Annotated in this window: 14 protein-coding genes and 1 pseudogene; 2 read left to right on the top strand and 13 right to left on the bottom strand. The window is 37.2% G+C overall.

The features are described from left to right. Positions 1–5: 5 nt before the first annotated feature. Positions 6–326 carry an ArsR/SmtB family transcription factor gene (locus tag JOC34_RS09030; RefSeq protein WP_205136434.1) on the bottom strand — a complete coding sequence of 107 codons (321 nt, stop codon included), beginning with the start codon at positions 324–326 and terminating at the stop codon, positions 6–8. A 402-nt stretch (positions 327–728) separates the two neighbouring features. Next, positions 729–1,691, bottom strand: a complete 963-nt coding sequence (locus JOC34_RS09025) for a helix-turn-helix transcriptional regulator (protein WP_205136433.1) — start codon at positions 1,689–1,691, stop codon at positions 729–731. Positions 1,692–1,801: 110 nt separating this feature from the next. Between JOC34_RS09025 and JOC34_RS09020 the strand changes: the two genes are divergently transcribed. Continuing rightward, positions 1,802–2,281 carry a GyrI-like domain-containing protein gene (locus JOC34_RS09020; RefSeq protein ID WP_205136432.1) on the top strand — a complete coding sequence of 160 codons (480 nt, stop codon included), beginning with the start codon at positions 1,802–1,804 and terminating at the stop codon, positions 2,279–2,281. A 207-nt stretch (positions 2,282–2,488) separates the two neighbouring features. Here JOC34_RS09020 and JOC34_RS09015 read toward each other — a convergent pair whose 3' ends face one another. From JOC34_RS09015 to JOC34_RS08970, 10 genes and pseudogenes are all read right to left on the bottom strand, one after another. Beyond that, positions 2,489–2,884, bottom strand: coding sequence for a hypothetical protein (locus JOC34_RS09015; RefSeq protein ID WP_205136431.1), 396 nt, complete (start codon positions 2,882–2,884; stop codon positions 2,489–2,491). A gap of 202 nt (positions 2,885–3,086) precedes the next feature. Next, positions 3,087–3,686 carry a class I SAM-dependent methyltransferase gene (locus JOC34_RS09010; protein ID WP_205136430.1) on the bottom strand — a complete coding sequence of 200 codons (600 nt, stop codon included), beginning with the start codon at positions 3,684–3,686 and terminating at the stop codon, positions 3,087–3,089. Between the two features lie 64 nt (positions 3,687–3,750). After that, a complete protein-coding gene (locus JOC34_RS09005; RefSeq protein WP_205136429.1) occupies positions 3,751–4,143 on the bottom strand; it encodes a hypothetical protein in 393 nt (130 codons plus the stop codon). A gap of 73 nt (positions 4,144–4,216) precedes the next feature. After that, positions 4,217–4,840 (bottom strand): TetR family transcriptional regulator, encoded by a 624-nt coding sequence (locus JOC34_RS09000; protein WP_205136428.1) that lies wholly within the window; start codon positions 4,838–4,840, stop codon positions 4,217–4,219. A gap of 303 nt (positions 4,841–5,143) precedes the next feature. Next, the gene (locus JOC34_RS08995; protein WP_205136427.1) at positions 5,144–6,781 is read right to left on the bottom strand and encodes an FAD-dependent monooxygenase; all 1,638 of its coding nucleotides are present in this window, start codon (positions 6,779–6,781) and stop codon (positions 5,144–5,146) included. After that, positions 6,774–6,911 carry a hypothetical protein gene (locus JOC34_RS08990; RefSeq protein ID WP_205136426.1) on the bottom strand — a complete coding sequence of 46 codons (138 nt, stop codon included), beginning with the start codon at positions 6,909–6,911 and terminating at the stop codon, positions 6,774–6,776. The genes JOC34_RS08995 and JOC34_RS08990 overlap by 8 nt, the downstream gene beginning before the upstream one ends. A gap of 154 nt (positions 6,912–7,065) precedes the next feature. After that, positions 7,066–7,533, bottom strand: coding sequence for a MarR family transcriptional regulator (locus JOC34_RS08985; RefSeq protein ID WP_205136425.1), 468 nt, complete (start codon positions 7,531–7,533; stop codon positions 7,066–7,068). Between the two features lie 390 nt (positions 7,534–7,923). Continuing rightward, positions 7,924–9,264, bottom strand: a complete 1,341-nt coding sequence (locus tag JOC34_RS08980) for a cyclic 2,3-diphosphoglycerate synthase (protein ID WP_205136424.1) — start codon at positions 9,262–9,264, stop codon at positions 7,924–7,926. Between the two features lie 840 nt (positions 9,265–10,104). Beyond that, entirely contained in the window at positions 10,105–11,538 is a 1,434-nt protein-coding gene (locus tag JOC34_RS08975) for a DHA2 family efflux MFS transporter permease subunit (RefSeq protein ID WP_205136423.1), read from the bottom strand. 273 nt (positions 11,539–11,811) lie between these two features. Continuing rightward, a pseudogene (locus JOC34_RS08970) lies at positions 11,812–12,021 on the bottom strand (TnsA endonuclease N-terminal domain-containing protein); the annotation flags it as partial. A gap of 591 nt (positions 12,022–12,612) precedes the next feature. On the opposite strand from JOC34_RS08970, the gene JOC34_RS08965 reads away from it, so the two are divergent. After that, positions 12,613–12,807, top strand: coding sequence for a hypothetical protein (locus JOC34_RS08965; protein WP_205136422.1), 195 nt, complete (start codon positions 12,613–12,615; stop codon positions 12,805–12,807). A 213-nt stretch (positions 12,808–13,020) separates the two neighbouring features. On the opposite strand, the gene JOC34_RS08960 is transcribed toward JOC34_RS08965, so the two are convergent. Then, the gene (locus JOC34_RS08960; RefSeq protein ID WP_205136421.1) at positions 13,021–13,308 is read right to left on the bottom strand and encodes an alcohol dehydrogenase catalytic domain-containing protein; all 288 of its coding nucleotides are present in this window, start codon (positions 13,306–13,308) and stop codon (positions 13,021–13,023) included. Positions 13,309–13,329: the final 21 nt, after the last annotated feature.

Raw genomic sequence — 13,329 nt, 5'->3', positions numbered from 1 at the left:
ACACCCTAACTTATATGATTTTCACAACATGCAACATCGTTTTCCACATCTTCAAGGACATCATCAAACATTGTCAATAATTCGCGTACTTTTTGATTCCGCAAGCTGTAATACACATATTTCCCTTCTTGTCTTCCCACAACAAGGCCACAGCCCTTTAAACAAGCTAGGTGTTGTGAAATGCTCGATTGGCTGGATCTTATATCCTCAATTATTTGTGTTACAGTTTTTTCATTGTTTTTTATACATTCGAGTATTTGAATTCGTGTTTTATGTGAAAATCCATGTAGGAACTTTACCTTTGTGTCCATATCAACTTTTAACATGCATTGTCCTCCTGTTAATCACATTAGGTATTTCTAATATGTTATACTGTTATCATATTAATATTTTTTAATATGTGTGTCAAGATTAAACAGTTATAGAATAGTTGTACTTACCTTTATTACTAACCAAAGGGAAAAATACCCCTTTAGACACAAGTATCCAAAGGGGTAAAACGGTACAACTTTTCTTACAAACAGTTAAACTTTATTTCAAAGCCACAACAATTGTAAGTTTGAAATAAAGATTGGTCAAAACGCATTCCTTTCCAGCAGATTTAAGTTGGATTTTCATAAAAAAGTTTGATCATTTCTATTTACGTTATTAGTTGATAAAAACCTTTTATTAGACTATTTGTAATGTGTATCGGAAAGGGTTGTACTTATTTTTATAATTCGGGCTTACTATGGAAAGTATAAGTATAATCTCCCTTGTAAACCTTCTAAGACTTCTTCCGGCACTTCCCTGACCCTGATATCCTCACCTAAAAAAAGTAGCCAATTTGTTAATTCAGTCAATTCTTCTGACTTATTAACATTGATAAAAGTCTTTAGAATAGCTGTGGTTTGGTAGGGATTAGTATAGGATATTGAAACTTTTAAAGGGTGGTATTTTTTGAACTGGGCAATCGCTTTTGGACCAAGTTCAAGGACAAGGTTGATTACTTCTTCCTGCTTACTACCTTTTTCTAAGATCTTTTTCCTACTTAATCTTTTTTTCGTCGGGTAAAGTTTTACATTAATGAGATGGTCGACAGGAAAAGTCTTCTTCTTTTCTTCCTTTAAGTCAAAGCCTTCAATCAGCCAAAAGCTTTTTTCATGATAAAGGTGTAAGAGGTAAATTGGATAAGAATTTATTACCTTCTCTTCTTTGATGGTAATCAATAAATAGCGATCCAAAATCAGGATTTGGATAAGTTTTTCTAACATGGGATGGGGGAGGTCTGAAAGCTCCAGTAGGTCGGGATTATTGGGGTTGGTCCCTTCAAAAAGCAAGATTTGATTTAAAAGAACTAGGTCATCTTGCTGATTTTCTGAGATGAGGCTAAGTAATTTTTCACCTAAAGACTGACGACTTTTTAAATAGGGAAGTTGTTGATTTTTTGTGGCCATAAAAGCAATAAAAAGCGCTTTAATCTCATTATCGGTAAAACGAACAGTGGGCAGGACAGCGTTATTCATGACAAAATAGCCTCCATCCCGTCCAACTTCAGCGACAAGTGGCATCCCCATCGCTTCAATTTCTCTAATATCTCTAATAGCTGTTGAACGAGATATGTTAAATTCTCGCATGAGTTCAGAAATTGTAAAGTGGGCGCGGTTGTTGATATAACGCATGATGGTATTAATCCGTTCAACCTTTTTCATGGGGACCTCCTAAACAGTATCATTTTTTGACATGATTTAAGGTTATTATAAACCTAGCAAGTGAAAAGACAAATCATTTGATTAAATTAAAACGAAGGAAGGTTTTGCATATGGCACATTATATGCTAGAAGAAAAAGAAAGCTTTACCGTTTTAGGTATAGGAACTGAGCTTAAGAGCGATTACACAGACTTTGCTGGCATAAACAAGGAAAAGGCAGACTTTTGGAAGGCTGTTGAAGAAGATGGAAGGCTTGACAATTTAAAAGCCATCGCCACAAACGGCTACATTTTTGCCGTGAACGAAGCGGTGAATAACAAGATGATGCATTATGCTGGCGTCATGACAGAGGAATCGGTACCAGAAGAATCCAGGGTTATCCAATTTCCTAAGGGGGAATACCTCGTTGTTAAAGGGGAAGACACGACGGCTGGGGAGTTGAGTAATAAGCTTACTGGCGTCGCCTTTGGTCAAGTCTTGCCAGAAGCAAAGGATTTTGCCTATGTTGGCGGGCCAAATACAACAGTTGAGATGGGGCAGCGGGACGGTTTCGTTTTTGGTGAAATGTGGATTCCTGTTGTTAGAAAATAAAGAGCTAAATGGCGGCATGGGAATGTTTGAACAAAAAAATAATCCATTGCAAGCGTGAAAAACAAGTATTCATGCAACATGTACATCTGGCATTCAAATAACAAAACATCATTTACTTATGGTACGGTTCCCACTATTAATTCAGACCCATATCCTTAATAATCTGACCAATCGTATTGTGGAACATTGGAACTTTTAATTTTAAGGCTATAGTCTATATGATTTTATTTCCTTTACTTTTCCAGACCTTGAATTATTAGTAAACGTATATACATCGTAGAAGTCTATTTTTGTATCATTTGCTAATGAAATCACACCATTTATTGAAGCGAATTTCCCGTGAGTTATCACTTGGTAAATTTCAAGGCAGTCAATAATGTTTTTATTTTCATCCTGCAAGGTAGTAATTAATGAAGATAGACCTTCTATTTTTGTATTATCTTTTAATTGATAAAATATAATTGATTCATCTGCATATTCCTTAATGATTTCATTTTGTAACTTTAATATAGCTACTGTAAAATCAATGACTACTTGTTTCCTTGGAGCATTATCACATCCATTTGGATTGATAAGTTTCATGTTATTTTGGGAACTACTCACTCATTTCAACCTCCTAAAGGATCTAAATATATTTGTTATACTTTACTTAAAGAAGGAAGTAAGGTAAAGGGTATTTCCTCCACAATCTGGTCCTATTCTGGCATACCCTTGTTCGACTATCCCGCCAGTTAATAGAACAAACCACAATTTAAAGCAGCAACTTTTCATGATTATATAGGTGTTTTTAAGATTAAGGGAAAGCTTATGATTTAGCCCATATCAAATATAAATAACCTGCCAAGTAACGCTCCTCCCTAACAAGTGTTAAATCAGACCTTTTAACAATATCAGAGATATCTCTGTTCTGATGACATCCTACAACTTTCAGTGCCAAAGGATCCAAGGATTTTTGCATCCCTGCCAAAAGTTTATTTGTACTAATGCCGTGCTCCATCATAAGTATCTTTCCTTCTGGTTTACACCACTTTTGAAAGCTATTTAGAACGGTGACAGGTTCTTGATAGGCGCATAAACTGGCAGAAGAGACGATCGTATCAAAGCTGTTTTCGTTAAATTCAACCGTTTCAACATCTTCTTGTATAAGTGTCGTTTTAAAAGGATAATCTTTTGCTGCATTTTGTGCTGCTTTCAACATTTCATGACTAAAATCCAATCCTGTCAATTCAATATCTCTACTGTAGAAGGGGAAATTAAGTCCAGAACCAATGGCAACTTCCAAAACCTTTCCCTTTGCTTCATGGAAAATTCGTTGACGGAACTTATTAGCATGACCGTTTTCTTGTCTTTTCTTGTATTTTTTTGCCTGCTTATCAAACTTACGAACTAATAATTGTCGATCCATATCATTCCACGATCTCCTGTCCGTTTTAGTTGAGGATTTCCATTTTCTTTTTAAAAATTTCCTCTTACTTTTTATGCAAGTCGATTAAGTTCCAGATTGCTTCGACCACTTCGTCTGGACAATCCGTGTGGATCGTGGCATGCCCAGCATTTTTGAGTATGCGATGCTCCCCACGCGGAACTGAATTGGCTAATTTTGTATAAATTGTTTTTTTAATATTATTGAATGGGTCAGTAGTCTCGCGCAGAAATAATTGACTCGTGATCAGCGTAGTAAATGGGTCGACCCCCATCGCTGTAAACACGATCAATGGGATATCCGGTATGTCTCCTCCTTTACGGACTTCATTATAGAGTTCGGTGTTCAAGTTTTTCTTTTCCGTAATCATTTTCGATAATGCCCTGAGATGATAGTCAAGCAACGGTTCACGTATCGAATCTGGCCACTTTTTAAACATTTGTTCGAATAAACCTCCATTCGTTATTTTTCTTATGCGCTGGCATCAGAGTGGATAGTACCCCAAAAAACCTCTATTTATAAAATACTTTCTTGAGTTCATTAAGGTAACCATCAAGTTCTGCAAGAATATGGTCATAATCCAATTCAGTATTTTCTAAGTTTCTAATATCCTCTAGTATCTGATTGGTAAAACCAGTATTCGACCAAAAAATAAGTTGCTTGCCTTTTTCAATGTCCAGTTCTTTTTTGAATTTAGATTCATCAACCTTATCAAACATAGTCTCGTGACATAATAATAGCTTCTCATTAATCCTTCCTTCCAGCTCCTTATTGATCTCATCAGACTTTGTAGTAGCAGTAAGTTTAATAAATTCAAAAATCCAAGAATGCTTTTTCAGTAGATCAATTTGAAGAAGGTACGATTGACGCAATTTTTCAAAAATATCTCGTTCGTTAAAATTCATTAATTCAAGATATTCTTTGTTAATCAGGTCAGCGCAGTAATCATAAAGGAAAAGAAAAAGATCTTTTTTGCTATTTACATAGTGGAACAATAACCCCTTTGAAATCCCAGACTCTTTTGCAATAACATTTGTCGATGCATCGTCAAAGCCCTTCGTTGCAAATTCCTTTAATGCTGCATTTAAAATAACATCTTTTCTTTTGGGTTCTAGGTTCAAAATTTTTGGAAGCACAGTAATCACCTTTATTTATATTTTATTTACCTTTAAGGTCAATTTTATTATAATTTGTTTTACCTTACAGGTCAATAGTTATTTTATAAACTTACGGTCTTGGGTGGTTTATAGAACCATACCGTGGTTATGATATGCTACACCATCGAGGAAACATTGACGGCTATTCTGCACATATTACGTTTATGCCTTATGAAAAAATTGGAATCGTGATGGATAATACGCGATAAGAACGACAAACATAAAAAGAGGGTGTACAAAAAAATCCTTTTGTACACCCTTCGTTTCACGCATTCCCCCACTTTATGCCAAGTCAAGGATCTGGGAAAAAACTTTCTGTAAAATCAATTCAGGTTGTATGACTCTCCTATCGGTACGCCAGCATACAAAACCATCCGGACGAATAAGAATGACGCTTTCCGAAGTCGCTTGATAGGCTTTCTGCCAGTTATTCTCTTTATCGATGAAATCACCATCCGGTCCGATACGGTAAACATTGACCTTCACACCAAATTGTTCAGATATTTCTCTAGCCGCATCGTACCAACCTTTTGCTTCTGGCCCTGTTAATAATACGAATCCTAAGCCGAACAAATCAAGCGTGGACAAGTGTTTACCCTGATGTTCTCCCCATACATGCGGAGCACGTGTACCTGGGCGCCCATTCAGTTCAAAATGATCGAGCGGTGGATGATTGGTATCTGATTCAATAACCGCTTGAGAAGCATAATAATAGCCAACCGTTGCATGAAGATGCTCATGGACAGATGCGGCCTTCACTCCTTTATTTTTGATAGGGGAGACTTTCCCCGTATCGGCGATTTGTCCGGCTTGTGCCACGGTCATATGCGCAACAGGACGGCGTTCGGCATCATAGGTTTCCGGCAGTCCTGCCCCGGCTTGCTTGTTTACGACTGCAGCCAGTTTCCAGGCAAGATTATGGGCATCTTGCACCCCTGTATTTGCCCCGTAACCTCCGGTGGGCGGCATTTCGTGTGCTGCGTCTCCTGCCAGGAAGACACGCCCTTTTTGAAAGCGATCAGCAACCCGTCCCGCTGCTTCCCATGGTAATACGCTTATAATATGAACCTCAAGATCAGGAAAGCCAATCGCCTTTTGAATGATGTTGTGACAACGCTCATGCGAAAATTCATCGGGCATTTCCCCCGCTTCGGGATCATAGGAAACATGGTAACACCAACGATCACGATTATTGATTGCCAACAGTGCACCGGCCGCGTCCGGATGTGTGATATTACAGCCCATGAATTCGCGACCGCTCACAAATTCACTGAGATCAGCTTCGAAATAAATATTGATGATATGACCGTACAATTGCTTGGTTGTTACCGGAATGTCCAACATTTGTCGAACGGGACCTTTCACGCCATCAGCCGCAACCATGTATTCAGCCACGATCTTTTCTTCAATACCGGTTGTGCGATTGCGTACAGTCGCGATCACGTTTTGATCATTTTGCTCAAAATCAATAAGTTCCGTATGAAAATTCAATTCACCACCGCGCTCGCGAGCGGCTTCAAGCAAAATCGGTTCAGCCTGATCCTGTGTACAGCGAGTAAAATCAACCGGACTTAAATTCTCGCTTAACGAAGCTGTTTTCGCCATTGCTTTCGGATCTTTCGGCATATCAATCTTTGTCCGATCAAGATCAGCTTCCATTAAAGTATTGGCAGTGTACCAGCCGAAGCTTTTCGCTAATTGCGCACCGGCTTCGCGAATTTTCTCATTTAAACCAAGACCACGATATAGCTCCATCGTACGAAGATTAAAACCACTAGCTTTCGGATGAATGGATGTTTTTTGATGGCGTTCGATGAGTTGGTAGGGAACATGCTGTTGTGATAAGAATAATGCAGTGGATAGCCCGACAAGACCGCCTCCCACAATCAGAATGGGAACATGTATTGTTTTTTCAGACATGGGTCAAGCTCCTTTCATAAGAGAACATTTTTGAATTGGGCATCTTACTTTGGTCGATTTCACTTGGATTCCAGACTGCCGCAAGAATTTCTCTTGGTAATCCAGGTTCTTTTACTTTATCTTTTGACATATTATTCTCCCCTTAGAAATTATCATTTTGTTTCTTCGTCAACAAAACTTAACATTATTTTGGTTCCCTGTCAACAAAATAATAATGATAAAAAAGGCAGCCCTTTATAATGAGTTGGGCTGCCTGTGATTTCATTATTCAAATCTTTTCTGATTTAATTAATAGTGATACCTTGTTTTTTTATTTCTGCATCCAAATGCCTGCTATACTTTTCGACGAAGCTAAGCATATTATCAAATTGTTCCTCGGTTATTTGCTCAAATACGACTTTATCCCGTTCTTGAAACGCTTTGTGCAGTTCCTCATGAATTCTAAAAATTTCTTTCCCTTGCTCAGTAAGCCTAAAATAAATTTCTTTCTTGTTATCCGGTTTCTGGTAACTTTCGATAAGTTCCTTTTTTATAAGCTTTTTCGTTAATTTACTGATGGCACCTCTAGTCATATAAAGGGACTCCGCAAGTTTTGTCACATTGGTATCGACATTTTTTCCAATGGTTTCGATACAATGTACTTCAGAAGGCTTATACCCCTTAAGACTATCTTCCATCTTAAACTTATTAATCCAAGCCATCTTGTTAAATAAGTCCCTGACATTCATTATAAGCTGTTCTTGTTTGTTCATGGCCTGTCCTCCCACGCTTTGGTACATCAATCATATTATATCGAATTTTTGTTTCCATTTCAACAATATTAAAATAATTATTTAAGGAATTGAGCTATACGTGAAAAAAGAGAGCCAAAAGCGTCTAAATACTGAGTAAATAAACACAAGTTATGATTTGATAATAATTGATTAAATAAACCAAACCCTGAGTGCTCAAAAAAAATAGAAAAAATATGAGAATCGCATCCCATACCTTGATCGCCCCGTTAAAATACGCAAATCGAACCCATGATATATAAGACTGGCTTTATGTTTCGAACAATATCTTGGGAACACAGGGAATCAGTTAATTGATCATTTGCAGTCTTTCAACTGCGTCGCGATAGTTTTGGTGGTACCAAAGCTTTATCACACAAGCTTATGTTCTTGGATAAAGCCTTTTAATATATCGCTTAAGTTCGGTTCGCCAATTTCATCTAAATCATAGTGTACACGTGTACATGGTTTATTAATCGAAATGACGCGGGTTAAATCGATTGGTGTCCCAATAATCACTGCATCACAATCAGACTTATTAATCGATTCTTCAAGATCTTTCAATTGCTGTTCGCCGTATCCCATCGCCGGCAGGACATTCCCAATATGTTGGTATTTGTTTAACGTTTCGACTAGTGTACCTACTGCAAATGGACGCGGATCAATGGTTTCCTTCGCACCCAAACGTTCCGCCGCAACTGTTCCTGCGCCAAGTTTCATCTCTCCATGTGTCAATGTCGGACCATCTTCAACGACTAACACGCGTTTTCCAACAATTCGCTCTGGATGATCAACTGTAATCGTTGATTCAGCTTTAATAATTGTGCTATTTGGACTTGCGAATCTTATATTATTTTCCACGATTTGAATCGCTTCCTCTGTTGCGCTATCGACCTTGTTAATGATAGCCACATCAGTTGTTCTTAAACACACTTCGCCAGGATAGTATTTCAGCTCATGACCTGGGCGATGTGGGTCCAAGACAGTAACAGCTAAATCAGGCTCGTAAAAAGAAAAATCATTGTTCCCTCCATCCCATAATATAACATCACAGCCATCTGGGTCATTTTCAGCTGCTTCCAAAATAGCTGCATAATCGACGCCCGCATACACAATATTTCCTCGTTCCACATGTGGTTCATATTCTTCCATTTCTTCGATCGTACAATTATGTTGCTTTAAATCCTCAACTGTCGCAAAGCGTTGAACACGTTGTGCATTTAAATCACCGTAAGGCATCGGATGTCTTACTGCAATGACTTTTAAATCGTGCTCCAGCAGCGTTTCGATAATTTTTCGTGACGTTTGACTTTTTCCAGTCCCGGTTCTTACTGCACAAACAGAAATGACGGGCTTCTTACTTTCTAACATCGTACTGTTTGGACCTAACAATGTGAAATTAGCCCCCGCTGCATTCACGATCGCACCTATTCCCATTACATCTTCGTAACGAATATCACTATACGCAAAAACACATTCATCCACCTGTAAATCTTTAATCAACCCTGGTAATTGATCTTGTGAATAAATGGGAATCCCCTCAGGATATAGTTTACCTGCTAATTCACTTGGATATTTACGTCCATCGATATCTGGAATTTGTGCTGCTGTAAAAGCAACAACTTTATATGCTTCATTATCACGATAATATGTATTAAAGTTGTGAAAGTCTCTTCCCGCCGCACCTATAATAATAATATTTTTTCTTTCCATAGCACTCTCTCCTAAAATTAAATGAATTATAATAATTATAACTTTTAATGTATATTAATACAATAGAATTTAAAAAATATAGTATATTCTTTTTAGTAAATATCACCATGACTGCCCACCTTCAATATGGGAGAGTATAGCGAAGGACACTTTTCCTTAGTACTAGATTCCCCCTATAAATAAAGATAATTCAAGATAAACAGCGAACATTTAAGCCTGTAAGAGAAATAACCGCTTTCTTCCCTCTTGTTCCCGTTTTCACACCAATTGTTTTCGTTTTCACTGACATTGATGAAAAGCACGTTATATAAGATAATGTATATATACAGAAAACAAGGAGGGAAAAGAAAATGAAAAGATTTATTAAAGAAGTTATTAAAGACACCAAAAAAACCTTTCAAGATTATGCAGAAGGCTACGTAAGAACTCGGCGTTAATATTCCATAAAATTTATACCTTCAGATTTCGACTATTTTCATCAGATCTAGTTTTCAATAAACAACTACTATGCATACTTCATTTTTTACCTACCTATAAATGACTCAACAATAAACTTGTTTGTACATGTAACAAAACCATAAAACACCCCTTTAGACAAAAATATCAAAGGGGGTAAACGATTGATTTTTTTACGAACGAGTAAACTATATTTCAAATCAACAATGCTTGCGGTTCCGCAATCTTCTTTAATTTGCTTATCGACTTTAGATATTCTTTTCCTTATGGAATCTTCAAAATAGGATTTTATCGGTTCCAACCGTTGTTCTTCAAAAATCGCACTGATTCAACTCCTATTAGCAGCGAAGAATACCTTGTTGAAAAAATCGAGTAAAGTAAAGTTTAACTTCTTATCGGTTCTTTTGTACCCACTGATTTTTCTGCTTCCTCTGGAGGGTACGTTTTCTTTATAAAAAAGGCTAATATAACCCCAACAATGGAAAGCACGGTGATTACTATAAAAGCGACATTCACGCCATGAATCATCGGGTTTGAGATCGTTGGGTCTTGCTTCGCCCCCTCTCCCGTTGTGGTCATGACCGTCACAAGAATCGCCGTCCCAATCGATGCAGAGACCTGGCGCATGGTATTATTCATCGCTGTTCCATGCGCGATTAACCGTTTGGGTAATTGATTTAATCCAGCCGTTGTCACGGGCATCATCACCATCGACAGTCCAAACATCCGAATCGAATAATAGATGGCGAGATAAGCAAATGAAGTAGAATTCGTTAAGCTTACAAATGGCAATGTCGTGAGCGCCATGATGATTAATCCTGTAATCGCCAACCACTTGGCGCCAATTTTATCAAAAATACGCCCTGTAATCGGGGACATCAAACCCATGACAAGCGCTCCAGGTAAAATGGCCAATCCGGACTCCATCGCCGTAAAGCCCCGCATATTTTGCATATAAAGCGGGATCAATGTTTCGATCCCAATAAGCCCAACAAATGCGAGCATCCCAATGCCGGTCGTCAATGTGAAAATGAAATATTTAAATACTCTAAATTCTAGCATCGGATGGTCAAGTCTCAGTTGCCTTACAATAAACAGAACCAAAGCAATCACACCTATTGCTAAGGTGAAAATGGTTATGGAATTTCCCCAGCCTAAATTTCCTGCACAGGTGAAGCCATACAGCAATCCTCCGAAACCAAACGAGGATAGAATAATAGATAAGATATCGACTTTCGGACGCGTCAGTTCTGTAACATTTTTCATGGCTCTTGTTGCAATGCCAATAAGCAATAAGGCAATAGGTAAAATAACGAAAAACATAACACGCCAGGAATAAGCACTGATCAACCAACCGGACAGGGCGGGCCCTATAGCTGGGGCAAATTGAATAACTAGACCCACCAACCCCATTGCCGCGCCTCGCTTATGAACAGGGTAAATTAATAAAAAGACAGTTTGCATCAGCGGCATCATGATTCCTGCGCCAACTGACTGAATAACCCGGCCAAGTAAAAGAACACTAAAATTTGGCGCAATCCCAGCAATCAATATGCCAAAGGCAAAAATGCTCATGGCGGTGATATAGAGCTGCCGTGTTGAAAAGCGTTCAATTAAGAACGCTGTAATGGGAATCATCACGCCATTGACAAGCATAAAAACGGTTGTTAACCACTGGGCTGTATTGGCACTGATATTCATTTCTTTCATAATCGGCGGGATTGCTGTAATCATTGTCGTCTGATTTAAGATAGCAATAAATGCCCCGGCCAATAACAAGACAACAATTGTATTTCTATTATAAGTTTGAGCCGTCATTCATACCTACCTCATTCTATCTATAATTAAAGAAGTACTTTTATTATGAATTGTCTATCATAACCTGTTTCCATCCATTTAAAAAGTAAAAAGCTTCGTCTCCCGATTTTTATTAATAGTAATCAATTGTTTGGTTTCCAATATTTTTACCTCGCTAGTTGATTTTACAAGCCATGACACATTTCTTTTTATAATGAATCATTGATATTTTGCTCAAATTTCATTTTTAACAGTGCAACTTTGTTTTAACGGTTGAAATTATTTTAAATCCACTAATAAAGGAAAGTGCTCCCTTATATCAATAACGCGATTGGAATATTCCAACACATAAAAGTAATTCCGTTCCATACCAGATAAAAATTCATGCTGTCTAGTCATTTTAATGCCTTTTAATCTTGTCGAGCGTCCTTTAGAAGAGACATTTTGAATGGTTAACCAAGGTATATATTCCAAACCTCTCCCACTTCCTCACCCCTCCTGAATCCATTTTTATATTTTAAATGCACGTTTCTTTTTGCCACGAAAAACACCCCTTAAGATAAGATTATTTTAAGGGGTGTTACAGTGTAGCTTTAAACTAAAGTTTGATCAAAAGTATTCCGCTGAAACCCATTTTACGGAAAATAAAAAGAATCCGTTTTGAAAAAAAGATTGATCAAAATGGATTCTCCTCTTGTGAGTTAGTATACATTTTTTATAAAAAAGTTTAACTGAAACTCTATTGATTCTACACTATGTACTGATTTCCATCTTATAAAAAAGATTGATCAAAACGCATTTATTAGATAAGGGTAATCTATTCATTTTTCAAAAAATAATCACTTTTTATAATGAATCATTGATATATCAACAGTAATCGTATATATTTTGATCATTTTTCTTTTTAACAGTGCAACCTTGTTTTAAACAGTGGATCTTTTTTATAAACGGTTTAACTTTATTTTAAACCCACAGGTAATTCGTGCAGGGGGAAACTAGAGATTTATATTCAAAGTAAATGGTGATATAAAAAAGTATAGCAAAAATTGGTAAAAGGTAAAACGATAATTAAATAATTCAGGAGGTATATAAATAATGACTATTAAAGATATGAAATCCAATAAATTCTACGGAGTAGGCAGTTATGTATTAACCTATGAAAATAAGTTCGGTGAACAAGAAATTCATAGGTTATATGTTGAAAATGAAAAAGAATTTACTGAAACGCTAATAGATACCAGATTGAGCAATAACAATATTGAAATGTTTACCACTGGATATCCAGAATAATAATGAAAATGATTGAAGATACAGCTCTTACTATATCTTTTTTCGCATGGTGGAAATGGTGAAGAGATCACCATTTCCTGGAAAAAGCAGGCATCGATCCTGCTAAGACCGTTGCTAAAGCAACCTCTTAGTCGGTGCAAAGTAGGTGTAGCTTTATAAAAAAGTTTGATCAAACCATTAAAGTATTAAGTCCTGACGGTATTGACCATACTGTTAGTAAAAACAGACTTGGAAGTGATTCTGATGGAACAAATTTGGGAAGACTTCTGGCTTTACCTTTGTTATTTGTTTTCCTACTTCTGTAACAACTTCTGAAAATTCGTGCCAAAGGATTACAGGAGAAGTATGCGGAAATGTATCGTGAGAAATATGAAGATCTGCCCCGCAAATTCCCGCGTATCTGACTTGTATTTTTATTGTAACGGCTTTACATTCTGGTTCAGGAACATCCAACAGTTCCAAGTTTCCCGGACCCGAACTTACTTTAAATAAAGCTTTCATTGATTATCACCCTCTGTTCCT

The sequence above is a fragment of the Virgibacillus halotolerans genome (assembly GCF_016908515.1).
GTDB lineage: Bacteria > Bacillota > Bacilli > Bacillales > Amphibacillaceae > Virgibacillus_M > Virgibacillus_M halotolerans.
Note: the sequence above shows the minus strand (reverse complement) of the source record. Positions and strands in the feature narration are given on the sequence as shown.